Consider the following 26,287-nt stretch of genomic DNA (forward strand, 5'->3'; position numbering starts at 1 on the left):
TCCCGACGAAGGGTCGGCCCTCGATGGACGCGACGGCTCGATCAGAGCGCCCGGCCCGACCGGTGCTGCCGGCACGGTCCCGCCTCGCGGGGCGCGTGCGGGACGTCGTACGCCGCAGCGTGCTGCAGGAGTACGGCCTCGCCGCGGCGCTGGTCGGGTTCTCCGGTGCGCTCACCCTCGCCGTGGCGCTGTGGCCGGCCACGGTGCCGGTGGTCGGGCTGATGGTCCCGCTGCTGGTCGGCAGCCTGCTGCTCGGGCCGCGCCAGCTGCAGTGGTTCGTCGTGTGGATCGTGGTCATGGTCCTGATCGCGACTGTCTTCCAGGTCAGGATCACCCCCCGCGTCGTCGTCACCGTCGGCATCGAGCTGCTGATGGCGGCGATCGTGCTGCTGGCGAGCAGGCGGCGCTCCCGCCTGGGCGTGGGCGGGGCCGCTGGCGAGGCGATGTTCGTCGACCTGCGCGACCGCATCCTGAACCAGGGCGGCATCCCGGCCCTCCCGCGGGGCTGGCGGATGGAGTCGGCCCTGCGCTCGGCCGGCGGTACGCCGTTCGCGGGCGACTTCCTGGTCGCGAGCCAGCCGAGCCCCGACCGGCTCGACGTCGTGGTCGTGGACGTCTCGGGCAAGGGTGAGCAGGCCGGCACCCGGGCGCTGATGCTCTCGGGTGCCTTCGGCGGCCTGATCGGGGCACTGCCCCCGCAGTCGTTCCTCCCGGCGGCCAACGAGTACCTGCTGCGCCAGGACTGGGCCGAGGGGTTCGCCACCGCCGTGCACCTCGCCCTGGACCTCTCCGACGGCCGCTTCGAGCTGCGCACCGCCGGCCACCCGCCAGCGGTCCGCCGGGCGGCCGGCTCGGGGCGGTGGAGCGTGCTGGGCTCCGAGGGACCGGTGCTGGGCCTGCTGCCCGACGCCGAGTTCCACGCGGTGAGCGGGGTGCTCGAGCCCGGCGACGCGGTGATGCTCTACACCGACGGCATGGTCGAGGAGCCGCGCCGCGACATCGAGCTCGGCATCGACCGGATGCTGGGTGCGGCCGAGCAGCTGCTGCGCGGCGAGTTCGCCGGCGCCGCGGACCGGCTCGTCACCGCCCTGGGGTCCCGTGACGACGACCGGGCGATGGTCGTGGTCACCCGCAGCTGAGGGCTCGGCCCGGTTGGGGCGCGGGCCGATCGGTGTGGCACGATGACCCCGGCTCTCGCGCGCCCTCACGGGCGGGCACCAGCCGCGCGGATGTAGCTCAATGGTAGAGCCCCAGTCTTCCAAACTGGCTACGCGGGTTCGATTCCCGTCATCCGCTCCAGGTGGGCCGTCCCGGCAGTTCGGGGCGGCTGCTTGGCGGGGCGTAGCGTAGTGGCTAGCGCGCCTGCTTTGGGAGCAGGAGACCGCAGGTTCGAGTCCTGTCGCCCCGACGCACTGACCATCTCACGGTGACCCTCCCCGGTCACCCCGGAAACAACGATTGACAGGAGACAACCTGTGAAGAGCGCCGTCGAGACCTTGAGCCCGACCAGGGCCAAGCTGACCGTCGAGGTGCCCTTCGAGGAGCTCAAGCCGAGCCTCGACGCGGCGTACAAGCGGATCGCGCAGCAGATCAACGTCCCCGGCTTCCGCCGGGGCAAGGTCCCTGCGATGGTCATCGACCGCCAGGTCGGCCGCGGCGTGGTCCTCGACGAGGCCGTCAACGACGTGCTCCCGAAGAAGTACGTCGAGGCGCTGCAGGAGAACTCCCTCGAGCCGCTGGCCCAGCCGGAGATCGAGCTGACCAAGCTCGAGGACAACGACGTGCTGGAGTTCACCGCCGAGGTCGACGTCAAGCCGACCATCGAGCTGCCCTCCTACGAGGGCCTCGAGGCTCAGGTCGACGACGTCGAGGTCACCGACGAGGACGTCGACGAGCAGGTCAAGGCGCTGCGCGAGCGGTTCGCGACGCTCACCGACGTCGAGCGTCCCGCCGCCGAGGGCGACTTCGTCGTGATGGACCTCCAGGCGACCCAGGACGGCGAGCCGGTCGAGGGCGCCGAGGTGTCCGGGATGTCCTACCAGGTCGGGCGCGGCGGGATGCTCGAGGGCCTCGACGAGGCGCTGGCCGGCATGGCCGCCGGCGACGCGAAGACCTTCACCTCCGAGCTGGTCGGCGGTGACCTGGTCGGTCAGTCCGTCGAGGTCCACGTCTCGGTCTCGCAGGTCCAGGAGCAGGAGCTGCCCGAGTACGACGACGAGTTCGCTCAGCTCGCCTCGGAGTTCGACACGATCGAGGAGCTCACCGCCGACGTGCGCGAGCGTCTGGGCCGCGGCAAGCGGCTCGAGCAGGCGGCCGCCGCGCGCGACGCCGTCCTCGAGGCGCTGCTGGAGAAGGTCGAGGTCCCGCTGCCGGAGACCATGGTCACCGACGAGCTGAACGCGCGCCGCCAGAACATCGAGCAGCAGCTCGCGTTCGCCGGCATCACGATGGAGAAGTACCTCGAGGACGAGGGCCAGACCGTCGAGGAGTTCGAGGCCGACCTCGACCGCCGGGTCCGCGACGCTGTCGCCGCGCAGTTCATCCTCGACGAGATCGCGAAGAAGGAGGAGCTCGGGATCGACCAGAACGAGCTCACCCAGCACATGGTCCGCCGCGCCCAGCAGTCCGGTCAGGACCCGCAGGAGTTCGCGAACCACATGTTCGAGCACAACCACATCCCGGACCTGGTCCAGGAGATCCTGCGTGGCAAGGCGCTCGCGACGATCGTCGAGTCGGCAGTGGTCAAGGACGCCTCGGGCAATGTGGTCGAGCTGAAGAACCTGCTTCCCGACGGCACCATCGCCGCGGCGGAGACCGAGGAGGCCGGGCAGGAGTCCGCCGACGAGGCCGCTGCCGACGAGGCCCCCGCAGACGAGGCCACCGAGGACGAGGCGCCCAAGAAGGCCGCGAAGAAGCCGGCCAAGAAGGCCGCCAAGAAGCCGGCCAAGAAGGCTGCTGAGAAGGCTGCCGAGAACGACTGACGACCGGGGCCACCAGGCCCGAGCTCGTGCGCTGCGGCCCATCCGGATCTCCGGGTGGGCCGCAGTCGTGCGTACGGCGCTCGGCGCCCCGTCCGGGCCGGGAAGGCACGGACGCGGCGGGCGAAATCCGCTGTTGGCGAACAGGGGCGCATTGTCCGTGGAAGTGTCCGGTCCACGGGCTAGGGTCGGCCCGTGACCCAGAACTCCAGCCCCTCGCACGACTCCCAGATGGGCGGCGGCGGCGGCATCAACGTCCTCGACGACCACATCTACCAGCGCCTGCTCCGCGAGCGCATCGTGTTCCTCGGTTCGGAGGTGCGCGACCAGAACGCGAACGCGATCTGCGCGCAGCTGCTGCTGCTCTCGGCGGAGGACCCCGAGGCGGACATCTTCCTGCACATCAACAGCCCCGGCGGCTCCGTGGATGCGGGCATGGCGATCTACGACACCATGAACTACATCCCCAACGACGTCGCGACGGTGGGCATGGGACTGGCGGCCTCGATGGGCCAGTTCCTGCTCTGCGCCGGCACCAAGGGCAAGCGCTACGCCCTGCCGCACGCGCGGATCATGATGCACCAGCCGTCCTCCGGCATGGGAGGCTCCGCCTCCGACATCAAGATCCAGGCCCAGCAGTCGCTGCACATCAAGAAGGTGCTCCTCGAGCTCATCGCCGAGCACACCGGCCAGAGCGTCGAGCAGGTCGAGGCGGATGCCGACCGCGACCGCTGGTTCACCGCCCAGCAGGCGCTCGAGTACGGCCTGGTCGACCAGGTCGTCAAGAGTGCCCGCGAAGCCGCCGACGACGGCCGCCCGGCCCACACGAAGGACTGACCCCCATGTCCCAGATTCCGCAGCTCCCGCAGGGCGCCATGGCTCCCGAGCTGAGCCCGTCCGCGAACTACTACATCCCGCAGTGGGAGGAGCGCACGTCCTACGGGTTCCGGCGCATCGACCCGTACGGCAAGCTCTTCGAGGACCGCATCATCTACCTCGGCACGCCGATCTCCGACGACGTCGCGAACGCCGTGATCGCCCAGCTGATGTGCCTGGAGTCGATGAACCCCGACCAGGACATCCAGATCTACATCAACAGCCCCGGTGGCTCGTTCACCGCGCTGACCGCGATCTACGACACGATGAACTTCATCAAGTGCGACGTGCACACGGTCTGCATCGGCCAGGCCGCCTCGGCCGCCGCCGTCCTGCTCGCCGCCGGCGCGCCCGGCAAGCGGATGGCGCTGCCGAACAGCCGGATCCTGATCCACCAGCCCTACACCGAGGGCACCTTCGGGCAGACCTCGGACATCGAGATCCAGGCCAACGAGATCCTGCGCATGCGCGAGCTGCTCGAGACGATGATCTCGACGCACTCCGGGCGCGACCGCGAGCAGGTGAGCCGCGACATCGAGCGCGACAAGATCCTGACGGCGGCCGGCGCGGTCGAGTACGGCCTGATCGACGCCGTCATCGAGTCCCGCAAGAGCGCCCCGGCGCTCGCCTCGTCCTGACCATGTCCTGGCTGGCACCCCCACGGGTGCCGGCCAGGTCTTCGGACGTTCACCCCGTGTCCGGCCCCCGAACAGGCCGGGCTCGGGGTACCGTCACTAGAGTTTCGAGCGCGTCAGGGCCGTGTCGGTCCACGCTGAGGAGGATGACCGTCCGTGGCACGAATCGGTGACGGTGGCGACCTGCTGAAGTGTTCCTTCTGCGGGAAGAGCCAGAAGCAGGTCAAGAAGCTGATCGCGGGCCCCGGGGTCTACATCTGCGACGAGTGCATCGACCTGTGCAACGAGATCATCGAGGAGGAGCTCCGCGACGGCTCCGAGGTCGGTCTCGAGGAGCTGCCCAAGCCCCGGGAGATCTTCGAGTTCCTCAACGCCTACGTGATCGGGCAGGAGCAGGCGAAGAAGTCCCTCGCGGTGGCGGTCTACAACCACTACAAGCGGGTCCAGGCCGGCCTCCAGCCCGTGGCGGGCAAGCACAGCAAGGAGGAGGTCGTCGAGGTCGCCAAGTCCAACATCCTCGTCATCGGCCCCACCGGCTGCGGCAAGACCTACCTCGCGCAGACCCTCGCCCGGATGCTGAACGTCCCCTTCGCGATCGCCGACGCGACCGCGCTGACGGAGGCGGGCTACGTCGGCGAGGACGTCGAGAACATCCTGCTGAAGCTGATCCAGGCGGCCGACTACGACGTCAAGAAGGCCGAGACCGGCATCATCTACATCGACGAGATCGACAAGGTGGCCCGCAAGGCGGAGAACCCCTCGATCACGCGCGACGTCTCGGGTGAGGGCGTGCAGCAGGCGCTGCTGAAGATCATCGAGGGCACCACCGCCTCGGTGCCGCCGCAGGGCGGGCGCAAGCATCCGCACCAGGAGTTCATCCAGATCGACACCACGAACATCCTGTTCGTGGTCGGCGGCGCCTTCGCCGGCCTCGAGCACATCGTCGAGCAGCGGGTCGGCAAGAAGACCCTCGGTTTCACCGCGGAGGTGCGCGGCCAGGCCGAGCGCGACGCGGAGGACCTGCTCTCCCAGGTGCGCCCCGAGGACCTGGCCAAGTTCGGGCTGATCCCCGAGTTCATCGGCCGGCTGCCGCTGATCGCGAGCGTGAACAAGCTCGACCAGGCAGCCCTGGTGCAGATCCTCACCGAGCCCCGCAACGCTCTGGTCAAGCAGTACCAGAAGCTCTTCGAGCTCGACGGCGTCGAGCTGGAGTTCACCGACGACGCCATCGCGGCGATCGCCGACAACGCCATGGAGCGCGGCACCGGCGCGCGCGGACTGCGCGCGATCATCGAGGAGGTCCTCCTCCACGTCATGTACGACGTGCCCTCGCGCGGCGACATCGCGAAGGTGATCGTGACCGGTGAGGTCGTCACCGGCGACGTCGCGCCCACGCTGGTGGAGCGGACGTCGGAGAAGAAGAAGAAGTCCGCCTGAGCCCGAACGTGTGAGCGTGACCGCCTGAGCCCGGCCGGGGGAGTGCCCCGGCCGGGCTCAGGCGCGTTTCAGTCTCCGGTCGGGGCGAGCTCGGCGTCGACGGCGATCTCCGTCGCCGCCTCGTCGACGGTGAAGACCAGGTCGCCCACGACCCGGCCGGTCTTGCGCAGGTCCTCGGCGGCCGTCTCGGCCGCCCGGACCAGGCGCTCCGGGCCGCGGACCTCGACCCGCGAGAGCTCCGCGCGCATCGAGACCTTGGCCTGCGACTTCGCGCCGCGGATGCCGGCCAGCGCGGCCGCCACGGCGTCGACGGTGGACGGGTCGGCGGCGGCCGCCGCGCCGAGGTCGAGCTCGGTCGGCCAGGCGGCGTGGTGCACCGAGCCCTCCTGCCACCACGACCAGACCTCCTCGGTCACGTAGGGCAGGAACGGCGCGAGCAGGCGCAGCTGGACCTGGAGCGCGATCGCGAGGGTGGCCCGGGCCGAGTCGGTGGCCACGCCGCCGTCCTCGGCGTACGCACGCTCCTTGACCAGCTCGAGGTAGTCGTCGCAGAACTCCCAGAAGAACTTCTCCACCGACTCCAGGGCCGTGGTGTAGTCGTAGGCCTCGAACGCCTCCGTGGCGCGGGTGACGACGACGGCCAGGCGCCCGAGCAGCGCGCAGTCCAGCGGCTCGGAGACCTCGAAGGCGTTCAGCTCGGTGGCGCCGACGCCGCCGATCACGAACTTCGAGGCGTTGAGGACCTTCATCGCCAGCCGGCGGCCGACCTTCATCTGGCTCTCGTCGAACGGGGAGTCCAGGCCGGGGCGCGACATCGCCGCGCGCCAGCGGACCGCGTCGGCGCCGAACCGGTCGAGGATCTCGTTCGGGACGACGACGTTGCCCTTGGACTTCGACATCTTCTTGCGGTCGGGGTCCATCACGAACCCGGAGATCAGCGCGTGGTGCCACGGGGCGACGCCGTTCTCGAGGTGGGCGCGCACGACCCGGGCGAACAGCCAGGTGCGGATGATGTCGTGGGCCTGGGTGGCCAGGTCCATCGGGAAGACCCGCTCGAACAGGTCGGGGTCGGACTCCCATCCGCCCGCGATCTGCGGGGTGAGGGAGGAGGTGGCCCAGGTGTCCATGACGTCCGGGTCGCCGACGAACCCGCCGGGCTTGCCGCGCTGCTCCTCGGTGTAGCCGCGCGGGGCGTCGGTCGAGGGGTCGACCGGCAGCTCGGCCTCGGTGGGCAGCAGCGGGTGATCGTGGTCGGGCTCGCCGTGCTCGTCGAGCGGGTACCAGACCGGGAACGGGATGCCGAAGAAGCGCTGGCGCGAGATCAGCCAGTCGCCGTTGAGCCCGCCCACCCAGTTGTCGTAGCGGTGCTTCATGTGCGCCGGGGCCCAGGTGATCTCGGCGCCGCGCTCGAGCAGCTCGGCGCGCAGATCGGCGTCGCGGCCGCCGTTGCGGATGTACCACTGGCGCGTGGCGACGATCTCCAGCGGCTTGTCGCCCTTCTCGAAGAAGTTCGCCATCCGCTGGGTCGGCCTCGGCTCGCCGTCCAGGTCGCCGGACTCGCGCAGCTTGGCGACCATCGCCTCCCGCGCGCTGAACGTGGTCTTGCCCTTGAGGTCCTCGTACGCCGCGGCGGCGGGCTCGGCGGCGAGCCACTCCGGGGTCTCGCGCAGCAGCCGGCCGTCCCGGCCGACGACCGTGCGCACCGGCAGCTGCAGCTCACGCCACCACTGCACGTCGGTGAGGTCGCCGAAGGTGCAGCACATGGCGATGCCGGCGCCCTTGTCCATCTCCGCGGCGGGGTGGGCCAGCACCGGGATCTCGACCCCGAACACCGGACTGGTCACGGTGGTGCCGAAGAGCGGCTGGTAGCGCTCGTCGTCGGGGTGCGCGATCAGGGCGACCACGGCCGGGATCAGCTCGGGGCGGGTGGTCTCGATCGCGACGACCTCGCCGTCGGGCCGGTGGAAGTGCACCCGGTGGTAGGCGCCGGCGTACTCACGCGCCTCGAGCTCGGCCTGGGCGACGGCGGTCTGGAAGGTCACGTCCCACAGGGTCGGCGCCTCCTGGAGGTAGGCCTCCCCGCGGGCGAGGTTGCGCAGGAAGGCGCGCTGGCTGGCGGTCTGCGCCTTGGGGCCGATGGTCGTGTAGTGCTGCTTCCAGTCGACCGAGAGGCCCAGCGTGCGCCACAGCGACTCGAAGACCTGCTCGTCCTCGACGACCAGGCGCTCGCACAGCTCGACGAAGTTCGGCCGGCTGATCGGCACCTGGCGCTTGGGGTCCGGCTTCTCCGGCGGCGTGAAGTCCGGGTCGTAGGGCAGGGAGGGGTCGCAGCGCACGCCGAAGTAGTTCTGCACGCGGCGCTCGGTGGGCAGGCCGTTGTCATCCCAGCCCATCGGGTAGAAGACGGACTTGCCGCGCATCCGCTGGTAGCGGGCGATCAGGTCGGTGTGGGTGTAGGAGAAGACGTGCCCGACGTGCAGGCTGCCGGAGACGGTCGGCGGCGGGGTGTCGATCGAGTAGACGTTCTCCCGCGGCTGGGTCCGGTCGAAGGCGTAGGTGTCCTGCTCCTTCCACCGCTGGGACCACCGCTGCTCGAGTCCCTCGAGGGCAGGCTTCTCCGGTACGACGACCGCGCGAGGTGCGCTGGTCGTGTCGGGAGCCTGGTCGTGCTGGGTCTCGGTCATAAGAGAAATCCTAGGGCCGGCGCGCTCACCTGCGAAAACCGGTTGCCGGCCGGGACTCCGCGAGCACCGTGCGGCCATGACCTCCGACCTGCTGTCCCTCGATCTCCTCGAGGACCCGGCCGCCTTCCTGGCGGACACCGCGAACGTCGTCATCGCCGCGAGCGACGCGCCCGCGGTCGCTCAGCCGCGGTAGGGCTTCGCCGAGCCCTGCTCAATGCCGGCGCGGATCCTCTTCTCCACGGTGGCGGCGATCCGGTTGGGCAGGAACGGCACCGTGGCGTCGGAGAACCAGTCGGCGTCGAACCAGCCGCGCTCGTCCCAGTAGGCCGCGTCGACCGGGCCGTCCTCCCGGCCGCCCTCGACCAGCAGTCGGGCCACCCGGAAGCCGATCAGGTCGGCGGTGGTGGGGCGCGGCTCGCCGGCGGTCGGTGCGGCCAGCACGGTGCCGGCGAGCTCGTCGAGCGCCGCGTCCACGCGCCCGCGGTAGGCCGGCCGGCGCAGGCCGGGTCCGTTGACGCCGAGCTGCCCCACGGTGTGGAAGCCCCATCGGCGCACGGCGGTGCGCAGGTACCCCAGGGCCGCGTCGTGACCGCCGCCGGCCGCGGTGGAGAGCAGCACGGCCGGCTTGCCGACGTACGCGGGCCGGTGGATGAGGTAGGCGAAGTGGTCGACGAAGCGCTTCATGGCCGCCGACACCTGGAAGGAGTGCACCGGGGTCGCGAACACGACCAGGTCGGCGGCGTCCTTCAGCTGCCGGGCGGGCGCCGCGCGGTCGTAGGAGGGGCAGGCCTGCTCGCCGGCGGTCATGCAGGACAGGCAGGCCGGGCAGGACTGGCCCAGACCCAGGTCCTCGACCACGACCGTGTCGACGTTCAGTTCGACACCGGGCGTCGAGGCCGCCCCGTGGGCCCGGACCCGCGCGACCAGGTCGTCGACCAGTGCGCCGGTGGTGCCGGCCGTGCCGTGCCCGCTGCCCAGAACCACGCCGATCCGCATCTCATTCATCCGTATATCCTATCGAGTTGCGCCGGCGCGCATCGGACGTCCGGCTCCGCGCCCAGGCGCCTTGCCCCCGAGCGGCGCGGCGACCGTCCCGCCTAGACTCGTGACGCGATGACCGAGACCCCCGAGCCGCCCGAGATCCCCCGCCTTGCCGAGACGTACGCCGAGGTCGAGGACGCGCTGCTGTCCCGCTGGCCGGAGACCCGGCTGGAGCCGTCCCTGGACCGGATCAGCGCCTTCACCGAGCTGCTCGGCGATCCCCAGCGCAGCTACCCGGTCATCCACCTGACCGGCACCAACGGCAAGACCACGACGTCCCGGATGATCGACGCGCTGCTGCGCGGCCTCGAGCTGCGCACCGGCCGGTTCACCAGCCCGCACGTGGAGCGGATGACCGAGCGGATCTCCGTGGACGGCGAGCCGCTCTCGGACGAGGACTTCGTGCGCGCGTTCAACGACGTCGCGCCGTACACGCACCTGGTCGACGCGGACCAGCCGCACCCGCTGTCGTTCTTCGAGACGATCGTCGCGATGGCGTTCGCCGCGTTCGCCGACGCCCCGGTCGAGGTCGCCGTCGTCGAGGTCGGGATGGGCGGGACCTGGGACGCCACCAACGTCGCCGACGGCGCGGTCGCGGTGGTGCTGCCGATCGCGCTGGACCACGCCCAGCACCTGGGCGACACGCCGGTCGCGATCGCCCGCGAGAAGGCCGGGATCATCAAGCCCGGCGCCCGGGTGGTGCTCGCCGAGCAGCGCCCGGAGGTGGCGGAGGTCCTGCTCGAGCGCGCCGCGGAGGTCGGCGCCACCGTCGCGCGCGAGGGCATGGAGTTCGGTGTCGTCTCCCGGGTGCCCGGGGTGGGCGGCCAGGTCGTCTCCCTGCAGGGCCTGCGCGGCCGCTACGACGACCTGTACCTGCCCCTGCACGGGGCCCACCAGGCGCAGAACGCAGCCGTCGCGCTGGCCGCCGTCGAGGCCTTCGTGACGGGGGAGGAGCCGCTGTCCGACGAGGTGGTCCGCGCCGCGTTCGCCGAGGTGACCTCGCCGGCCCGCCTCGAGGTGGTCCGGCGCTCGCCGACGATCGTCCTCGACGCCGCCCACAACCCCCACGGCGCGGAGGCGCTGGCCTCCGCCCTGGAGGACTCCTTCGCGTTCTCGCCGCTCATCGGCGTCGTGGGCGTGATGGCCGACAAGGACGCCGACGGCCTGCTGGCGGCCCTGGAGCCGGTGCTCTCGCACCTGGTCTGCACCCAGAACTCCACCCCGCGCGCGATGCCCGCCGAGCAGCTGGCCGAGGCCGCCCGGGAGATGTACGGCGAGGAGCGGGTCACTGTCGTGCCGCGGCTCGCCGACGCCCTGGACACCGCGGCCGCCCTGGCCGAGGTAGGGGAGGCCTTCGGGGACCCGCTGGGCTCCGGTGCGGTGCTGGTCACCGGGTCGGTCGTCACCGCAGGCGAGGCCCGCGCGCTGCTGGGCGGCCGCCGATGAGCGCCCCGACGCCCCAGGGCCCGGCCCCCGAGGGGCCGACCCCCGAGGAGCGGGAGCGCACCAAGTCGCCCCGCCGCGGGATGTGCGCAGCGGTGCTCGCCCTCGAGGCGATCACGCTCGGGCTGACCACGCCCGTGCTGATCACCGTCGCCGACGTGGACCTCCCGGTGGCGCTCGGCATCGGCCTGGGGCTGACGCTGGCGTGCCTGCTGCTGGCCGGGATGCTGCGTGCGGAGTGGGCCTACGGCGTCGGCTGGCTGATCCAGGTCGCCGCGATCGCGCTCGGCCTGGTGATCCCGATGATGTTCTTCCTCGGCGGGATCTTCGCGCTGCTGTGGGGCACTGCGTACTTCCTCGGCAAGCGGATCGAGCGCGAGCGGGCGCAGGCGTGGGCGGCGTACGACGCCCAGCGCTCGTCCGGCTGACCGGCCCCGGCTGAGCGCCCGGCTCAGCCCTCGAGCCCGCGCACCATCGCGGCCAGCGCGGCGTCGAGCTGGCCGTCGTCCAGCGCCCCGCCGAAGCCGACGATGAGCCCATGGCGCCGCGCGCTGCGGCAGTGGTCGGCGAGCATCGGGACGTCGAAGCCCGCGCGCCGGGCGGCCACCTGGGCGGCCCGCGCGCGCTCGGCGGGCATCTCGAACGTCGCGTACATCCCCGCGACCGGGCCGGCGGTCTCCCCGTGCGGTCCCAGCGCCGCCACGACCCGCTGCGCCCGGCGCGCATAGACCCGGCGCGCCGAGCGCAGCACCCGGTCGACGTACCCCTCGCGCAGCAGCGAGAGGAACGCGCGCTGCACCGGCCAGGACACGGCGTCGTGGGTGACCTCGCGCTGGCGCTCGACCCGCTCGCGCACCGCCGGCGGGGCGACCAGCCAGCCCAGCCGCAGGCTCGGGGCGACGGACTTGCTGGCGGTGCCGAGATAGACCACCCGGTCGCGGTCCAGGCCGGCCAGAGCCGGCACCGGCGCGACGTCGTAGCGCAGTTCGGAGTCGTAGTCGTCCTCGAGGATGACAGCGCCGCTGCCGCGCGACGCCGCGAGGAGGTCGAGGCGCAGCGCTCCCGGCATCATCGGGCCCAGGGGATGCTGGTGGGCGGGGGTGACGTACGCCGCGGCGAGCCCCCGGAGGTCGGGCACGGCGAGCGGCGGCACGTCGACCACCTCGCGTCCGGTCGCGCGCACGACCGCCACCGCCGCCTGGTAGCCCGGATCCTCGACGCTGACCGGTCCCGGGCGGAGCGCGCCCAAGGCGTGACGCAGGCCGTCGCTGGTGCCGCCGGTCACCATGACCTCGTCAGGGTCGCAGTCCACGCCCCGGGTCCTGGCCAGCCGGTCGGCGAGCTCCGCGCGCAGTTCGGGCAGGCCGCGGGGATCGTCGTACCCCGCCGGCGGCTGGGCGACCGACACCTCGCGCCAGGCGCGGCGCCACAGTGCCTGGTGGCGGGGGTCGATCCACGGCGTGCCGGCCCCCAGTCGTAGCAGTGGCGGGTCGGTGGCCCGGGCCGCGGCGCGGATCGGTCGCGGCGCCGAGAGCGGCGGGGCCGCGGCGACGAAGGTGCCCGAGCCGTGGCGCCCTTCGAGCCAGCCCTCGGCGACCAGCTGCCCGTAGGCCTGCTCCGTGACCGCGCGGGCCACTCCCAGCTCGACCGCGAGTGCGCGGCTGCTGGGCAGTCGGTCGCCCGCGCCCAGGCGCCCCGCGGTGATGCGCCGGCGGACCTGATCGGCCAGCTGGGTGCCGAGCGGACCGCCGGCGGCCCGATCCAGCGTCACGGGGAGAACGGGGGAGGTGGTCACGAGTGTCCTGTCGATCTGGAGCGCCGGTGGCCCGTGCGCCCAGGCCACCTTAGTTGTCACGCTGGTGCCGTGACCACCTCGACCGGCCCTGCCCCGCTCTCGCCGACCGCCCGCAGCACAGTCGTCCGGGGTCGCACCCGTGCCGTGAGCGAGCGCGAGGTGCTGCACGCCTTCCTCGCCGAGGGTCTCGTCGCCCATCTCGGCGTCGTCGTCGGCGCCGGTGCCAGTGCGCACCCGGTCGTGCTGCCGACGGCGTACGCCGTGGACCTGGCCGGCCCGGACGCCGGCGGCAGCCTCTACCTGCACGGATCGGTGGCCGCGCGGTGGCTGCGAGCCTCGGTGGACGCGACCGTCTGCGTCACGGTGACCGAGGTGGACGGGGTGGTGACCGCGCGGTCGGCCTTCCACCACTCGATGAACTACCGCTCAGCGGTCGTGATCGGCCGCGCCCGATGGGTGGACGACGACGCGGAGCGCGGCCGGGCGCTGGACCTCATCGTCGACCATCTCGTGCCGGGCCGCGCCGCGACCCTGCGCCCCAGCACGCGCAAGGAGCTCTCGGCGACCGCCGTGCTCGCGGTCCCGCTCGCCGAGGCGTCGATGAAGGCGCGCGACGGTGGGCCGGTCGACGACCCGGACGACGTCGCCGCCGGGGTATGGGGCGGCCATCTCCCGCTGCGCCGGGTCTGCGACGGGCCGGTGTCGGCGCCGGACTCCCACGCCCGGGTCCCCGGCGACGTCGCGGCCCGGGCGGCGGCGTACGGCGTCCGGCCCGCGCCGGTGTCGGGAGGGCACGGGCGCGCTCGGTAGGGTCTGCGACATGACGCAGCGCACCCTGGTCCTCCTCAAGCCCGACACCGTCCGCCGCGGCCTGGTCGGCGAGGTGCTCTCTCGCTTCGAGGCCAAGGGCCTCTCCATCGTCGCGATGGAGCTGCGCCACGTGGACGCGGCAGTGGCTGACCAGCACTACGCCGAGCACGTCGAGCGGGACTTCTACCCGCCGCTGCGCGCGTTCGTCACCAGCGGGCCGCTGGTCGCTCTGGTCCTCGAGGGCGACGAGGCGATCGAGGTCGTGCGTGCCATCAACGGCGCCACCGACGGCCGCAAGGCCGCGCCGGGCACCGTCCGCGGCGACCTGTCGCTGTCGAACCGCGAGAACCTCGTGCACGGCTCGGACTCCCCGGAGTCGGCCGCGCGCGAGATCGCGCTGTGGTTCCCGCACCTCTGAGCGCTTCTCCACAGGCCGCGACCGCCCTCGTTTGAGCGGTCGGCCCGGTCGGGCAGGGTCCCGGCATGGAGCTGAGACCGCCGGCGGAGCCGCTGCCGGAGCTGTTCGCGCCGGTGCACCGCCGGCACCCGGACGTCGACATCGTCCTGACGCCGGCGCCCCCGGGTGAGCCCGTCGATGCGGACTCGCTCGACGCCGAGCGGGCCGCGACCCGGCTGAGCGGCGACCTCGAGCTCGTCGCCGGCAGCGTCGCGGACGCCTGGGCGGCCGTCACCGGCGTCCGGTCCGAGGTCCGCGCCGCGCCGGCCTTCGGCCCGCGCGAGGACACCGTCGTCGCCCGGGCCCGCCACCACGGCCGGCCGCCGCAGCCGCCGGGACCGGCCCTGGTCGCCCACCTGGCCGCGGGCTGGGGCCTCGCGGCCCCTCGCGGGGAGACCGGGCCCCTCGTGGCCCGTCGGGGCCGCGTCGAGCTGGTCGCGACGTACGCCGAGGGCTCCGGCGTGCTGGTCGTGACCGCCACCGCCGCGCCGATCCGGGTCGGGGTCGCCCGGGCCCGCTCGCTGGTGCCGTGATGGAGGCCGAGCCCTTCGCCCTGCTCCGGGCGGCCGGCGCCTGGGACCAGCAGGCCCTCGACCTCGAGGCGGCCGCCGGCCAGGTGGCGGGCGCCCCGACCGGCGGGTTCACCGCTCCGGTCGCCGGCGCGGCGTCCCGGTTCGTCGCCGCCTGGCAGCGGCACGCGACGGGGCTGGCCGCCGAGGCGGAGGACCATGCCGCCGCGGTGCGCGCGGCGCTGGGTGACCTCCTCGCCGTCGACGGCGCCGTCGCCGGGGAGCACCAGTCGCTCGGCGGGCGGCTGGGAGGGTCCCGGTGAGCACGCTGCCACCGGAGCCGCGGCCGGTCCCACCCCTGACCGCCGACCCCGCGAGCGTGCACGGCTGCGCGGCGCAGCTGCGGGCCGCCTCGGCCCAGATCGACGACCTCGGCTCCTTCGCGGCCGGCAGCGCGCGGGTGCCCTCCTGGGAGGGGGTCGCCGCCCGGGCCTACCAGGAGACCGTGCGGTCGCTGGGCCGGCGGGCGGACGCCCTGTCCCTCGCGCTGCGGTCGGTGGCGGCCCGTGTCGACCAGCACGCCGACGACCTCGAGGCGCTCGACGCCCGGCGCCTGGAACTCGGGGTGGAGCGCGATGCCCTGGTGGCGACGATCGTCGTCCTGAGGCTCCGCCTCGCCACCTCCGGCCTCGAGGACGCCGAGGACCTCCGAGCCGCCTGCGAGGACTGCGCCCGCCGGGTGCGCGTCCTCGAGGCCGAGCTCGACCGGTGGTCCACCGACCTGATCGCCGCCGAGGAGGCGGTGCTCGCGGTGTTCGCGCGGACGCTCACCGTCCAGCAGGCGGAGGCCCGTCACGGGGGGCGCCGCGACCCCGCCGACGACGCCCTGGGTGCGATGCCCGGGCCGGGCGCCTCCGCGACCGAGGTGAGCGCCTGGTGGGCGGGGCTCTCGCGGGCCGCGCAGGCGGCGGTCCCGGTGGCCGCGCCCGGCGCGATCGGCAACCGGGACGGGGTGCCCGCCCGGGCTCGGCACGCCGCCAACACCGTCTCCCTCGACCGCGACCTCGCCGCGTGGAGCCATCTCGACGACCTGGGGCTGCTCCCCGAGGACGCGGCGCAGTGGCTCTCGAACGCCCGGGCGGCACAGCGGGCCGTCGCTCGGGTCGAGGAGGGGCTCGACCCGCAGACCGGCCTCCCGATCACCGCCCAGCTCTACGCCTACGACCCGGCCGCGTTCGACGGCGACGGCGCGGTCGCGGTGGCCGCCGGGGACCTCGACACCGCCGCCGACGTCGCCGTCACCGTGCCCGGCCTCGGCACCGACGCCGGCAGCGCCCCCTCCCAGGCGACCCGGGCCGTGACCCTCTACGAGGCGACGCGCAGCGTCGACGGCGCCGGCGAGGTCGCCGCCCTGCTCTGGATCGGGTACGACGCCCCCGACAACCTGCCCTGGCGGCTCGAGGGCGCCGACGCCGCGGGCGTGGCCGGCGAGGGGATGGCCCGCGCCGGTGGGGAGCGGCTGGCCGACCTCGTCGACGGGCTGCGCGGCTCGCGCCCCGGGGACGACCCTCCGGCCCACCTGACAGTCATCGGGTACAGCTACGGCTCGACCACGGCCGGGCTGGCGGCCGCCGAGCACGCGCTCCCCGTCGACGACCTGGTCTTCGTCGGCAGCCCCGGCGCCGGCGGCGGCACCGACGGCGTCGCGGACATCGGCGTCGATCCCGACCACGTGTGGGCGGGCGCGAACAGCCGCGACCCGGTCGCCGACCTGGGCAACCGGGGCTGGTTCCACCTGGAGTCGGCGCTCGGCGGGGCCGGGCTCGGCGACGACCCGGTCGAGGACGACTTCGGTGCGACCCGGTTCCGGGCCGAGTCCACCACACGGGCGGACGAGGGCGGCCTCGCGGCGCTGGGGGACCACGGCAAGTACTTCAAACACGACACCGAGTCGCTGTACAACCTCAGTCAGATCGTCAGCGGCCACCACGGCGACGTGCTCGAGGCCGCGCCGGTCACCGATCCGTGGTGGGGCGGCCCGCAGGACCCCGAGTGGGACCGCGAGCCGACCACCCCCGACACCCTCGACGAGCCGTGAGGCCCCGGTGGTGGCCGGTCCTGGCCTGGTGCGTGCTCGTCGCGGTGCTCGCCGGGTGCGTGCTCCTCGCCCGGGACGCCGATCGGGGGCGCTCCGAGCGGGCCCTGCTCGCCCAGCGCGACCAGGTCGACGCGGAGCTGCGTGAGCTCCTCGCCGGCGTCGGCACGCACCTGGGCCAGGAGGTGCGCACCGACTCGGGGCTCTGGCTGGGCTGCTCCATGGTCCTGGAGAGCGGGTTCCGTGCCGCCCGCTACACCGCGAACATCCGCCTCGACGTCCGGACCCCGCGCGCCCGGGTGGCACCCGAGCTGGTCCGGATCGCCCGGGAGGCCGGCTGGGTCGTCGAGCCCGGGCCCCGCCGGCGCGCCGACGCCGAGGAGCCGAAGCGGGCGGAATGGGTCCGCGGCCGCAAGAGCGACCTGGCCGCGGACCTGGCCGATCTCGCGCCGGGAGTCGAGGGGCACGTGCTGCTCCGGGTGACGGCCGACACCTGCCTCGACGTTCCCAGCGGCCAGCGTGAGACCTGGATCCTGCGCGAGGAGCCCGGCCCGCTCGCAGACTGAGCCTCCGGCCGCCCGATTCCGGGGCCCGCGCCGCGTGTCCTCCCCGGACGCCGGGCCGCGCCTTCGTAGCCTGTTGTCACTTCCTCCCCATCAGTAGCAGCATCAGTAGCAGCGGAGCAGACGGCGACATGGCGAACAGCTTCCTCGGCCGGGACATGGCGGTCGACCTCGGCACCGCCAACACCCTGGTCTACGTCCGCGGCAAGGGCGTCCTCCTCGACGAGCCGAGCGTGGTCGCGCTCAACGCCGCGACCGGCGAGATCCTCGCCGTCGGGCACGAGGCGAAGCGGATGATCGGGCGCACGCCCGACAACATCACCGCGATCCGGCCGCTCAAGGACGGTGTGATCGCCGACTTCGAGGCCACCGAGCAGATGCTGCGGTACTTCATCCAGCAGGTGCACCGCCGCCGCTACTTCGCCAAGCCCCGGATGGTCATCTGCGTGCCCAGCGGCATCACCGCCGTCGAGCAGCGCGCCGTCAAGGAGGCCGGCTACCAGGCCGGCGCCCGCCGGGTCTACATCGTCGAGGAGCCGATGGCGGCGGCGATCGGCGCCGGCCTGCCGGTGCACCAGGCCACCGGCAACATGGTGGTCGACGTCGGCGGCGGCACCACCGAGGTGGCGGTGATCTCGCTGGGCGGGATCGTGACCAGCCTGTCGATCCGCACCGCCGGCGACGACCTGGACGCCGCGATCGTGGCGTGGATGAAGAAGGAGTACTCCCTGATGCTGGGGGAGCGCACCGCCGAGGAGGTCAAGATGACCCTCGGCTCGGCGTTCCCGCTGCCCGACGAGCCCGAGGCCGAGATCCGCGGCCGGGACCTGATCTCCGGCCTGCCGCGCACGGTCGTGATCTCCAGCGCCGAGGTCCGCCAGGCCCTCGAGGAGCCGCTGCACGCGATCGTGGACGCCGTGCGGGCCACCCTCGACCAGACCCCGCCCGAGCTGGCCGGCGACATCATGGACCGCGGCATCGTGCTCACCGGGGGCGGCGCGCTGCTCCGCGGCCTCGACGAGCGGCTGCGGCACGAGACCGGCATGCCCGTGCACGTCGCCGAGGACCCGCTCACCTCCGTGGCGCTGGGCGCCGGCAAGTGCGTGGAGGAGTTCGAGGCCCTCCAGCAGGTGCTGGTCTCGGAGTCGAGGCGGTTCTGATGCGCGCCTTCGACCGCCCCCGCAGCGCGCTGGCCAAGCGCGAGCGTCGCTCCCGCGAGCGCCGGTGGCGCCCCGCGGGGGAGGGGGACGACCGGCGCAGCCGACCGCGCACCTCGGTGGTCGTGGCGCTGGGGCTGGCCTGCGCCACGCTGATCACGCTGGACCACCAGGGTGGCGAGGACTCCCCGATGGAGCCCGCCCGCCAGGTGCTCGGCGAGGTCCTGGGGCCGGTGGAGGCCGCGACGACCGGCGCGCTGCGCCCGTTCGTGGCCGTGCCGACCTGGTTCCGCAGCCACGACTCCCTGCGCGAGGACCTCACCGACCTCGAGGCCGAGAACGCCCGGCTGCGCTCCGAGCTCAGCACGGTGGACTACGACCGCAACCGCCTCGAGGAGTACGACGGACTCGTGGCCGCGGCGCGGGAGACCGGCCACTCCCTGGTCCCGGCGCGCATGGTCGCGCTCGGTCCGTCCCAGTCCTTCTCCCGCACGATCACCATCGACGCCGGGTCCGACGCCGGGCTGGACGCCGACATGACAGTGATCAACAACGACGGCCTGGTCGGGCGGGTGCTGCGGGTCAGCCGCACCACCGCCACCGTGCTGCTCGCGGTCGACGCCGACTCCACAGTCGGCGGCCGGATCGGCCGGAACCTCGAGATCGGCTTCCTGCGCGGGCGCGGCGGCATCGGCGACGACGCCCGGCTGGACCTCGAGCTCCTCGACGAGTCGGTGGTCCCGGCGAAGGGCGACGCGGTGGTCACCTGGGGCAGCAAGGTCGGTGCCCCCTACGTCTCGGGCATCCCGGTCGGCCGGGTCACGGCCGTCTACTCCAGCCTGCGCGACAGCTCCCAGCGCGCGGTCGTCGAGCCGTTCGTGGACTTCGGCTCCCTCGACGTGGTCGGTGTCGTCGTCCCCTCCGGCGCCGGCAGCGACCGGGCGGTCATCGAGGCCGACGGGACCATCCAGTGAGCGCGGCCCGCGGCCTGGTCGCCCTGGCGGCCGTCGTCGTCGCGCTGGTGCTCCAGGTGACGCTCTTCGCGCACCTGTCCTGGGCGGGCGTCGTCCCGAACCTGTGCCTGCTGGTCGTGGTCGGCGCCGGCCTGGTCCGCGGCGCGGAGTTCGCGATGGTGCTGGGTCTCGCGGCCGGGGTGCTGCTCGACCTCGCACCGCCGGCCGACCACGTGGCCGGCCGCTGGGCCCTCGCGCTGGTGGTCGTCGGGTACCTCGTCGGCCGGGTCCGCTCCGACGTACGCCCCACCGCGACGTCGGTCGTCGCCACCGTGGGGGTCGCGTCGTTCGTCGGCACCTCCGTCTTCGCGATCACCGGCGTGCTGCTGGGCGACCCCGGCCTGGGCGTCGGGCAGCTGCTCGAGGTCGTCGTGGTCGCGCTCGCCTGGGACGTGCTGCTGACGCCGTTCGTGCTGCCGCCGGTGATGCTCGTCTTCCGGCGCCTGGAGCCGCACGGGGTTGCGGCATGACCCGCGGGAGGGTGCGCTGATGGCGGCGACCGTCGAGGGTTCGCGCCGCAGCCGGCTGCGGCTCGTGGTGATCCAGGCCCTGGTGTTCTCGCTCTTCGCCACCCTGCTCGGGCGGCTCTACTTCATCCAGGTCGTCAGCGGCGAGCAGTACACCGCCCAGGCGGCCTCCCAGTCGGTCCGCGAGGTGGTGGTCCAGCCCGAGCGCGGGCTGATCGTCGACGACGTCGGCCGGCCGCTGGTCGCGAACCGGACCACCTGGGTGGTCTCCGTGGACCGGACCCTGCTGGAGAAGCTCGGCGAGCACCAGGCCGAGCGGCTGATCGCGCGGCTGGCCAAGGTCGTCGACGTGCGCCCCGCCGTGATCCGCCGCAAGCTCGTCAACTGCGGGCAGGAGGGCAGCGTGCCGGGCGTGTGCTGGAACGGCTCGCCCTACCAGCCGGTGCCCGTCGACACCGACGTCGACCAGCAGGTGGTGCTGCGGATCCTCGAGCAGCCCGAGGACTTCCCGGCAGTGGTCGCCGAGCAGCAGAGCGTGCGCAGCTACCCCTCGCCGTACGGCGTCAACCTCGCCCACGTGCTCGGCTACCTCAGCCCGGTCACCGAGGACGAGTTCGACCAGGCCCGCGAGGACGACGACCCGTCCCTCAACGGCGCCTCGGTGGTCGGACGCGCCGGGGTCGAGAAGCAGTACGACGCCTGGCTGCGCGGCATGCCGGGCTACAAGCGGGTCGCGGTGGACTCGATGGGGCGGGTCCGGGGTGACGACGGGGAGGTCCAGGCGGAGCCCGGTCACACGCTGGTCACCTCGATCGACGCGAAGGTCCAGTCGGTCGTGGAGCGGCAGCTGGCCGACACCATCGCCACCGCGCGCCGCACCCACGACAAGGTCACCGGCAGGAACTACGTCGCCGACTCGGGCGCCGCGGTGGTGCTCGAGGCCGACACCGGGCGGGTGGTCGCGATGGCCAGCCAGCCGACCTACGACCCCGAGGTGTGGGTGGGCGGCATCGGCAAGAAGCAGCTCGCCCGGCTGTACTCCGAGAAGGCCGGCACGCCGCTGCTCGGCCGAGCGACCCAGGGCCAGTTCGCGCCGGGGTCGACCTGGAAGCCGTTCATGGCGACCGGCGCGCTCACCAACGGCTACGGGCTGGACACCCGCCTGAACTGCTCCTCCTCGCTCCAGGTCGGCAACCGGGCGTTCAAGAACTACGAGTCCGGCGCCCACGGCTCGATCGGCTTCGACCGGGCCCTCGAGGTCTCGTGCAACACGTTCTTCTACCGGGTCGGGCTGGACTACTGGCAGCGGTTCGGCTCCGACGTCGCCGACGTCAAGGCCAAGGACCCGCTCGTCGCCGAGGCCAAGGAGTTCGGGTTCGGCAGCGAGTCCGGCATCGACCTGCCCGGCGAGGCCGCCGGCCGGATCGCCGACCGGACCTGGAAGCGCTCCTACTACGAGTCGATGAAGGACTACTACTGCGGGATCTCCCGGAAGCCGCAGGACGCGGACACCTCCGACTTCGTCTACACCTTCGCCCGCGAGTTCTGCGTCGAGGGCTTCGCCTACCGCGCCGGTGACGCTGTCAACTTCGCGATCGGCCAGGGCGACACGATCGCCACCCCCCTCCAGGTGGCCCGGGCGTACGCCGCGCTCGCCAACGGCGGCACCCTGTACGCCCCCCGGGTCGCCAAGGCGGTCGTGGACCCGGCCGGTGCGGTGGTCCGCACGTTCAAGCCCAAGAAGGTCGGTCGCGTGGACGTGCCGAAGCGGGTGCTGAGCTACATCGACGAGGCCCTCAAGGGCGTCAGTACCCGGGGCACGATGGCGTGGCGGCTCGGCGGCTTCCCGCTGGACCAGGTGCAGATCCGGGCCAAGACCGGCTCGGCCGAGGTCTACGGCAAGCAGTCGACCTCCTGGGTCGCGTCCTACACCGAGGACTACGTCGTGGTGATGATGGTCAGCCAGGGCGGCACCGGCTCCGGCACCGTCGGCCCCGCGGTCCGCGCCATCTACGAGACCCTGTACGGCGTGCGCGGCGACCGGGCCGACCCCGCCAAGGCGGCGATCGTCGGCGTGACCCCGCCGCGGGGGCTGCCGGTCTTCGCCCAGGACGGCTCGATCCTGCCGCCGGCCGCCCAGCGCGCCGGCGAGGAGAAGGCCGGCCAGCGCAAGGCCGGGCAGCGGAAGGGACGCGGTCGATGAGCACCCTGCGCGGCGCGCGGCCGCTGGCTCCGACGCGCTTCCAGGCGCCCCGCATCGACTGGTTCCTGATGGCGGCCGTCGTGGCCCTGGTGGTGCTCGGCACGCTGCTGGTGTGGTCGGCGACGTCGGCCCGCAGCGACCTCACCGGCGGCGACTCCACGGCGTACGTGCGCAAGCAGCTGGTGAACGTGGCGATCGGCGTGGTCCTGATGATCGCGGTGACGGCCGCGGAGCACCGGTGGGTCCGGATGCTGGCGCCGGCGGTCTACCTGATCTCGGTGCTCGGCCTGGTCCTGGTGCTCACGATGGGCACGGTCCTGAACGGCTCACAGTCCTGGCTGGTGCTGGGCGGGATGTCGATCCAGCCCTCGGAGTTCGCCAAGCTCGCGGTCGTCGTGGCGATGGCGCTCGTGGTCGCGGAGCGGGCGGCGGGACGCTGGCGGGCCGAGGTCGGACTGGTCGACGTCGTGCTGATGCTGCTGGTCGCCGCGGTCCCGGCGGCGCTGATCCTGCTCCAGCCCGACCTCGGCACGATGCTGGTGCTCGCCGCGACGGTCTTCGGGGTGCTCGCGATCGCCGGCGCCCCGCGGCGCTGGCTGGCGCTGCTGGCCGGCGCGGCGGTCCTGGGCGCGACCGCGGCGGTCCTGGGCGGCGTGCTCAAGGACTACCAGGTCGACCGGTTCATGGCGTTCACCAACCCCGACCTCGATCCCCGGGGCGCGGGCTACAACGTCGAGCAGGCACGCATCGCGGTCGGCAACGGCGGCCTCTTCGGGCAGGGCCTCTTCGACGGCTCGCAGACCCGGGCCGGGTTCGTGCCCGAGCAGCACACCGACTTCATCTTCACGGTCGCGGGGGAGGAGCTCGGCCTGGTCGGCGCGGGCGTGCTGATCGCGCTGCTCGGCATCGTGCTGTGGCGCGCGCTGGTCATCGCCTACCGCGCCGAGGACGTCTTCGGCCGGGTCGCGGCCGCGGGCATCGCCTGCTGGTTCGGCTTCCAGGCCTTCCAGAACATCGGGATGTGCCTGGGCATCATGCCGGTCACCGGCGTCCCGCTGCCGCTGGTCTCCTACGGCGGCAGCTCGATGTTCGCGAGCCTGCTCGCGGTCGGACTGCTGCAGAACATCCACCTGCGCACCGCCACCCCGGCGCCCACCCGCTACGTGATGCCGGTCCGGCCGGCGCGGGTGCCGACCGGGCGCTGAGCTCAGGGCTTGACGGACAGGAACAGGAACGCCGCCAGCAGGGTCAGGTGGATGACGCCCTGCTGGGCCTTGGCGCGGCCCTGGGCGACGGTGAGCACCGAGACCACGACCGTGATCGCGAGCAGCACCATCTGGGTCGGCTCGAGGCCGAGCACCAGTGGTCCGTCCAGCCAGATCGAGGCGATGGCGATGGTCGGGATCGTCAGGCCGATCGAGGCCATGGCGGAGCCGTAGCCGAGGTTCAGGCTGGTCTGCACCCGGTCCCGACGGGCGTTGCGGATCGCCGAGATCGACTCCGGGGCGAGCACCAGGAGCGCGATCACGACGCCGACGACGGCGTACGGGAACCCGAGGCTGCGCACGGCGTCCTCGATGGTGGGGGAGAGCATCTTGGCCAGGCCCACCACGGAGACCAGGGCGGCGGTCAGCAGGCCCAGGCTCAGCCAGGCCTCCCGGCCCGACGGCGGATCGGCGTGACCGTCGCCGTCCTCGTCGCCGAGCAGTCCGGTCATCGAGCCGTACTCGTCGCTGGACACCGGGACGAAGAAGTCGCGGTGCCGGACGGTCTGGGTGAAGACGAACCCGGCGTAGAGCACCAGCGAGGCGACGGCGGCGAAGGCGAGCTGCGAGGGCGAGTACTCCAGGCCGGCCCCGGAGGTGGTGAACGAGGGAAGGACCAGCGTCAGGCTGGCCAGGGCGACGACAGTGGTGAGCGCCGAGCCGGTGCCCGAGGGGTTGAAGCTGACCAGGTGGTGCTTGAGGGCGCCGACGAGCAGCGAGATGCCGACGATCCCGTTGAGGGTGATCATGACGGCCGCGAAGACCGTGTCCCGGGCGTAGGTGCTGGCTCCGTCGCCGCCGCTGGTCATCAGCATCACGATCAGGCCCACCTCGATGACGGTCACCGCCACCGCGAGGATCAGCGACCCGAAGGGCTCGCCGACCCGGTGCGCGACCACCTCGGCGTGGTGGACCGCGGCGATGATGCCGCCGACCAGCCCGAGGGCGATGAGCACCAGGACCAGCCAGTGCTCGTGGTTGGCCCAGGTGGCCGCGAGCAGCACCACGGTGGCGAGGGGGACGGCCACGGTCCACTGGAAGGGACCGCGGACGTCCGTGGAGCTCATGGGCCCGAACCTATCGGGCACCCACCCACCCGCCGACGGCCGCGTCACGGTTCGCCCCGGACAGCGATCGGCCCGCCCGGGTGCTCCCGGGCGGGCCGACCAGATGTCAGACGGGCGTCAGTTCTTCTTCTTGCCCTTGTTCTTGGCCTTGCTCTTCTTGCCCTTCTTGCCAGCGGGCTTCTTGCCGGACTTCTTGCCCTTCTTGCCGGCCTTGTCCTTCTTGCCGGCCTTGTCCTTCTTGCCGGACTTCTTCCCGGCCTTCTTCGCCAGGGCCTTCTTCACCTTGACGGTGGTCGAGCCGCTGACCAGCTCGCCACGCGCGTCGGTGGCCGTCACGGTGACCGTGAGCTTGCCGGGCTTCTTGGCCACGCGCTTCCAGAGCTTCGTGGACAGCTTCAGCGTCTTCGCGGTGCCGACCGTGCGCTTGCCGACCTTCCACGCATAGGTGGTCGTGGTGTTGGTCTGGCGGTTCCAGGTGCCCGCGGTGACGCTCAGCTTCTTGCCCTTGGCGAGCTTGCCCTTGACGGCCGGCTTCTCGACGGCGCGCAGGGTGTTGGTCAGCGTGATGGTCCCGGCCGAGGTGGACGCGGCCGAGGAGACCCGCAGGGTCTTGGCGGTGGCCAGCGAGGTGCCGCCGCCGTAGTAGCCGGCGACGAAGCCGAAGTAGTCCATGTTGTCCACGCACGTGGCGCAGTCACTGGCGTCCTCCGAGACGGTCGTGAACCGGTGACCGTCGGCGCGCACGGAGTAGACGCCCGGGTCGGCGTCGATGCTGAAGTATCCGGCCGCGTCGGTGCTGCCCCAGCCGGCCGCGTTCCCGTCCGCGTCGAGCAGGGTGACGTTGGCGCCCCAGTTCCCGCCGGCGGCGGGGAGCTTCACGGAGCCGGTGACGGAGCCGCGCTTGTCCAGCGCCATCGTCGGGGCGACGGCAGCGGCGGGTGCGCCGTACGCGGCCACCGGGACGGCGCTCGCGCGGGACTTCGCCCGCGTGTTGCCCGACCACTCCGCGAGGTGGCCGTTCACCCAGGCCTGCAGCCGCACCGAGCCGGTGACGTTGCTCCGGGCGTACTGGGTCGGCGTCGACCAGTCGGCCGGGTCCTCGACCTGGAAGTAGTAGCGCCCGTCCGTGAGGGTCCGGGTGAAGTCGACCGAACGGCCGGCGGCGTCGTACGCCGTGACCCCGGCCCCGGCCAGCGGCACACCGGCGGCGTCGGTGACCAGTCCGGAGAGAGCCACGTTCGCGGTCGGCGGGGCCAGGGTCTCGGCGACGAGGGCGACGGTGGGCGCCGAGGTGTTGGCGCCCAGGGTCACCGCTGCGGTCACGGGCGCCGCCGTGACGTATCCGTAGGCGCCGGCCTCGAGGATCCAGCGGCCTGCGCGGCCGGACCGCGTCTGACCCTCGATGGTGTCGCGACGGAGGGACACGACGTAGCGCCCGGCGCGGTCGGTGCTGGCCTCGGTGATGATCTCGGTGTCGAAGCAGCCGTTCGCGTCGGCGATGTCGGCGCCGTCGTTGACGAGGTCGCACCACAGCACGTCCACGTAGGCGCTGGGCAGGGCACGGCCCGCCGAGTCGGTGACCGTGCCGATCACGTATCCGGCGTCGCTGTCGGCGTGAGCCGGGATCCCGCTGCTGGGAACCATCAGCGCGAGCGCCGTGGCGGCCACGAGTGGGAGGAACTTCCTGCTCTGCATACAGCTTTCCTTTCAGAGGTGTCAGGTCCGCGGTCCGGACTCGTGACCGCGCAATCGTTACCGTCCACGGCTCCGCTGGGACGGGATTCGCGGAGGT

23 protein-coding genes and 2 tRNA genes are annotated in these 26,287 nt (G+C 72.9%); 20 read left to right on the plus strand and 5 right to left on the minus strand.

Features of this window, described 5'->3' with window-relative positions; all coding sequences use genetic code 11:
- The first annotated feature begins 23 nt into the window (after positions 1–23).
- The 7 genes from EBO35_RS06295 to clpX all read left to right on the plus strand — a co-directional run bounded on the left by EBO35_RS06295 (position 24) and on the right by clpX (position 5,926).
- Complete coding sequence (locus EBO35_RS06295; protein ID WP_122816968.1) at positions 24–1,139, plus strand: PP2C family protein-serine/threonine phosphatase; 1,116 nt, start codon at positions 24–26, stop codon at positions 1,137–1,139.
- 86 nt (positions 1,140–1,225) lie between these two features.
- Positions 1,226–1,299: transfer RNA gene (locus tag EBO35_RS06300), tRNA-Gly, on the plus strand.
- 36 nt (positions 1,300–1,335) lie between these two features.
- Positions 1,336–1,408 (plus strand) — tRNA-Pro (locus tag EBO35_RS06305).
- Positions 1,409–1,475: 67 nt separating this feature from the next.
- Complete coding sequence (gene tig, locus EBO35_RS06310) at positions 1,476–2,981, plus strand: trigger factor (protein ID WP_122816969.1); 1,506 nt, start codon at positions 1,476–1,478, stop codon at positions 2,979–2,981.
- Positions 2,982–3,209: 228 nt separating this feature from the next.
- Entirely contained in the window at positions 3,210–3,815 is a 606-nt protein-coding gene (locus tag EBO35_RS06315) for an ATP-dependent Clp protease proteolytic subunit (RefSeq protein WP_122819383.1), read from the plus strand.
- Positions 3,816–3,820: 5 nt separating this feature from the next.
- A complete protein-coding gene (locus tag EBO35_RS06320; protein ID WP_206422691.1) occupies positions 3,821–4,492 on the plus strand; it encodes an ATP-dependent Clp protease proteolytic subunit in 672 nt (223 codons plus the stop codon).
- A 153-nt stretch (positions 4,493–4,645) separates the two neighbouring features.
- Entirely contained in the window at positions 4,646–5,926 is a 1,281-nt protein-coding gene (gene clpX / locus EBO35_RS06325) for an ATP-dependent Clp protease ATP-binding subunit ClpX (RefSeq protein ID WP_122816970.1), read from the plus strand.
- Positions 5,927–5,994: 68 nt separating this feature from the next.
- Here the strand turns inward: clpX and valS are convergent, their stop codons facing one another.
- Both valS and EBO35_RS06335 read right to left on the minus strand, forming a co-directional pair.
- A complete protein-coding gene (gene valS, locus EBO35_RS06330) occupies positions 5,995–8,610 on the minus strand; it encodes a valine--tRNA ligase (RefSeq protein WP_122816971.1) in 2,616 nt (871 codons plus the stop codon).
- Positions 8,611–8,790: 180 nt separating this feature from the next.
- The gene (locus EBO35_RS06335) at positions 8,791–9,615 is read right to left on the minus strand and encodes a flavodoxin family protein (protein ID WP_122816972.1); all 825 of its coding nucleotides are present in this window, start codon (positions 9,613–9,615) and stop codon (positions 8,791–8,793) included.
- Positions 9,616–9,723: 108 nt separating this feature from the next.
- On the opposite strand from EBO35_RS06335, the gene folC reads away from it, so the two are divergent.
- Positions 9,724–11,097: a bifunctional tetrahydrofolate synthase/dihydrofolate synthase gene (folC, locus tag EBO35_RS06340; protein ID WP_122816973.1), complete on the plus strand. Its 1,374-nt coding sequence runs from the start codon at positions 9,724–9,726 to the stop codon at positions 11,095–11,097.
- Positions 11,094–11,522, plus strand: a complete 429-nt coding sequence (locus EBO35_RS06345; protein WP_241153892.1) for a DUF4233 domain-containing protein — start codon at positions 11,094–11,096, stop codon at positions 11,520–11,522. The genes folC and EBO35_RS06345 overlap by 4 nt, the downstream gene beginning before the upstream one ends.
- 23 nt (positions 11,523–11,545) lie before the next feature.
- On the opposite strand, the gene pdxR is transcribed toward EBO35_RS06345, so the two are convergent.
- A complete protein-coding gene (gene pdxR / locus EBO35_RS06350; protein WP_122816975.1) occupies positions 11,546–12,889 on the minus strand; it encodes a MocR-like pyridoxine biosynthesis transcription factor PdxR in 1,344 nt (447 codons plus the stop codon).
- Positions 12,890–12,958: 69 nt separating this feature from the next.
- On the opposite strand from pdxR, the gene EBO35_RS06355 reads away from it, so the two are divergent.
- The 11 genes from EBO35_RS06355 (at position 12,959) to rodA (ending at position 23,368) form a co-directional block, all read left to right on the plus strand.
- Positions 12,959–13,699 carry a pyridoxamine 5'-phosphate oxidase family protein gene (locus EBO35_RS06355; RefSeq protein ID WP_122816976.1) on the plus strand — a complete coding sequence of 247 codons (741 nt, stop codon included), beginning with the start codon at positions 12,959–12,961 and terminating at the stop codon, positions 13,697–13,699.
- Positions 13,700–13,709: 10 nt separating this feature from the next.
- A complete protein-coding gene (gene ndk, locus EBO35_RS06360) occupies positions 13,710–14,117 on the plus strand; it encodes a nucleoside-diphosphate kinase (RefSeq protein WP_122816977.1) in 408 nt (135 codons plus the stop codon).
- A gap of 65 nt (positions 14,118–14,182) precedes the next feature.
- Positions 14,183–14,689 (plus strand): hypothetical protein, encoded by a 507-nt coding sequence (locus EBO35_RS06365; RefSeq protein ID WP_122816978.1) that lies wholly within the window; start codon positions 14,183–14,185, stop codon positions 14,687–14,689.
- Positions 14,689–14,988, plus strand: a complete 300-nt coding sequence (locus EBO35_RS06370) for a hypothetical protein (protein WP_164477843.1) — start codon at positions 14,689–14,691, stop codon at positions 14,986–14,988. Before EBO35_RS06365 ends, EBO35_RS06370 begins: the two co-directional genes overlap by 1 nt.
- Entirely contained in the window at positions 14,985–16,763 is a 1,779-nt protein-coding gene (locus EBO35_RS06375) for an alpha/beta hydrolase (protein WP_122816980.1), read from the plus strand. The genes EBO35_RS06370 and EBO35_RS06375 overlap by 4 nt, the downstream gene beginning before the upstream one ends.
- Complete coding sequence (locus EBO35_RS06380; RefSeq protein ID WP_122816981.1) at positions 16,760–17,326, plus strand: hypothetical protein; 567 nt, start codon at positions 16,760–16,762, stop codon at positions 17,324–17,326. The genes EBO35_RS06375 and EBO35_RS06380 overlap by 4 nt, the downstream gene beginning before the upstream one ends.
- Positions 17,327–17,454: 128 nt before the next feature.
- Positions 17,455–18,483 (plus strand): rod shape-determining protein, encoded by a 1,029-nt coding sequence (locus tag EBO35_RS06385; RefSeq protein ID WP_122816982.1) that lies wholly within the window; start codon positions 17,455–17,457, stop codon positions 18,481–18,483.
- On the plus strand, positions 18,483–19,454 hold the full coding sequence (gene mreC / locus EBO35_RS06390) for a rod shape-determining protein MreC (RefSeq protein WP_122816983.1): 972 nt from the start codon (positions 18,483–18,485) through the stop codon (positions 19,452–19,454). The genes EBO35_RS06385 and mreC overlap by 1 nt, the downstream gene beginning before the upstream one ends.
- Positions 19,451–19,963: a rod shape-determining protein MreD gene (gene mreD, locus EBO35_RS06395; RefSeq protein WP_122816984.1), complete on the plus strand. Its 513-nt coding sequence runs from the start codon at positions 19,451–19,453 to the stop codon at positions 19,961–19,963. Before mreC ends, mreD begins: the two co-directional genes overlap by 4 nt.
- A gap of 19 nt (positions 19,964–19,982) precedes the next feature.
- Positions 19,983–22,163: a penicillin-binding protein 2 gene (gene mrdA, locus EBO35_RS06400; protein ID WP_122816985.1), complete on the plus strand. Its 2,181-nt coding sequence runs from the start codon at positions 19,983–19,985 to the stop codon at positions 22,161–22,163.
- Positions 22,160–23,368 (plus strand): rod shape-determining protein RodA, encoded by a 1,209-nt coding sequence (gene rodA / locus EBO35_RS06405; RefSeq protein ID WP_122816986.1) that lies wholly within the window; start codon positions 22,160–22,162, stop codon positions 23,366–23,368. The genes mrdA and rodA overlap by 4 nt, the downstream gene beginning before the upstream one ends.
- A 2-nt stretch (positions 23,369–23,370) precedes the next feature.
- Here the strand turns inward: rodA and EBO35_RS06410 are convergent, their stop codons facing one another.
- Positions 23,371–24,495 carry a calcium:proton antiporter gene (locus tag EBO35_RS06410; RefSeq protein ID WP_122816987.1) on the minus strand — a complete coding sequence of 375 codons (1,125 nt, stop codon included), beginning with the start codon at positions 24,493–24,495 and terminating at the stop codon, positions 23,371–23,373.
- Positions 24,496–24,612: 117 nt separating this feature from the next.
- Positions 24,613–26,190 carry a carboxypeptidase-like regulatory domain-containing protein gene (locus tag EBO35_RS06415; protein ID WP_122816988.1) on the minus strand — a complete coding sequence of 526 codons (1,578 nt, stop codon included), beginning with the start codon at positions 26,188–26,190 and terminating at the stop codon, positions 24,613–24,615.
- Positions 26,191–26,287 lie beyond the last annotated feature (97 nt).

Source organism: Nocardioides pantholopis, from assembly GCF_003710085.1.
In the GTDB taxonomy this organism is placed as follows: Bacteria; Actinomycetota; Actinomycetes; order Propionibacteriales; family Nocardioidaceae; genus Nocardioides; species Nocardioides pantholopis.

Excerpts from the sequence above, each read along its gene's own strand:
- EBO35_RS06295 (WP_122816968.1), top strand. The coding sequence starts at position 24 with ATGGACGCGACGGCTCGATCAGAGCGCCCGGCCCGACCGGTGCTGCCG.
- EBO35_RS06315 (WP_122819383.1), top strand. The coding sequence starts at position 3,210 with ATGGGCGGCGGCGGCGGCATCAACGTCCTCGACGACCACATCTACCAG.
- EBO35_RS06320 (WP_206422691.1), top strand. The coding sequence starts at position 3,821 with ATGTCCCAGATTCCGCAGCTCCCGCAGGGCGCCATGGCTCCCGAGCTG.
- valS (WP_122816971.1), bottom strand. The coding sequence starts at position 8,610 with ATGACCGAGACCCAGCACGACCAGGCTCCCGACACGACCAGCGCACCT.
- EBO35_RS06335 (WP_122816972.1), bottom strand. The coding sequence starts at position 9,615 with ATGAATGAGATGCGGATCGGCGTGGTTCTGGGCAGCGGGCACGGCACG.
- folC (WP_122816973.1), top strand. The coding sequence starts at position 9,724 with ATGACCGAGACCCCCGAGCCGCCCGAGATCCCCCGCCTTGCCGAGACG.
- EBO35_RS06345 (WP_241153892.1), top strand. The coding sequence starts at position 11,094 with ATGAGCGCCCCGACGCCCCAGGGCCCGGCCCCCGAGGGGCCGACCCCC.
- ndk (WP_122816977.1), top strand. The coding sequence starts at position 13,710 with ATGACGCAGCGCACCCTGGTCCTCCTCAAGCCCGACACCGTCCGCCGC.
- EBO35_RS06365 (WP_122816978.1), top strand. The coding sequence starts at position 14,183 with ATGGAGCTGAGACCGCCGGCGGAGCCGCTGCCGGAGCTGTTCGCGCCG.
- EBO35_RS06370 (WP_164477843.1), top strand. The coding sequence starts at position 14,689 with ATGGAGGCCGAGCCCTTCGCCCTGCTCCGGGCGGCCGGCGCCTGGGAC.
- EBO35_RS06385 (WP_122816982.1), top strand. The coding sequence starts at position 17,455 with ATGGCGAACAGCTTCCTCGGCCGGGACATGGCGGTCGACCTCGGCACC.
- mreC (WP_122816983.1), top strand. The coding sequence starts at position 18,483 with ATGCGCGCCTTCGACCGCCCCCGCAGCGCGCTGGCCAAGCGCGAGCGT.
- mrdA (WP_122816985.1), top strand. The coding sequence starts at position 19,983 with ATGGCGGCGACCGTCGAGGGTTCGCGCCGCAGCCGGCTGCGGCTCGTG.
- rodA (WP_122816986.1), top strand. The coding sequence starts at position 22,160 with ATGAGCACCCTGCGCGGCGCGCGGCCGCTGGCTCCGACGCGCTTCCAG.
- EBO35_RS06410 (WP_122816987.1), bottom strand. The coding sequence starts at position 24,495 with ATGAGCTCCACGGACGTCCGCGGTCCCTTCCAGTGGACCGTGGCCGTC.
- EBO35_RS06415 (WP_122816988.1), bottom strand. The coding sequence starts at position 26,190 with ATGCAGAGCAGGAAGTTCCTCCCACTCGTGGCCGCCACGGCGCTCGCG.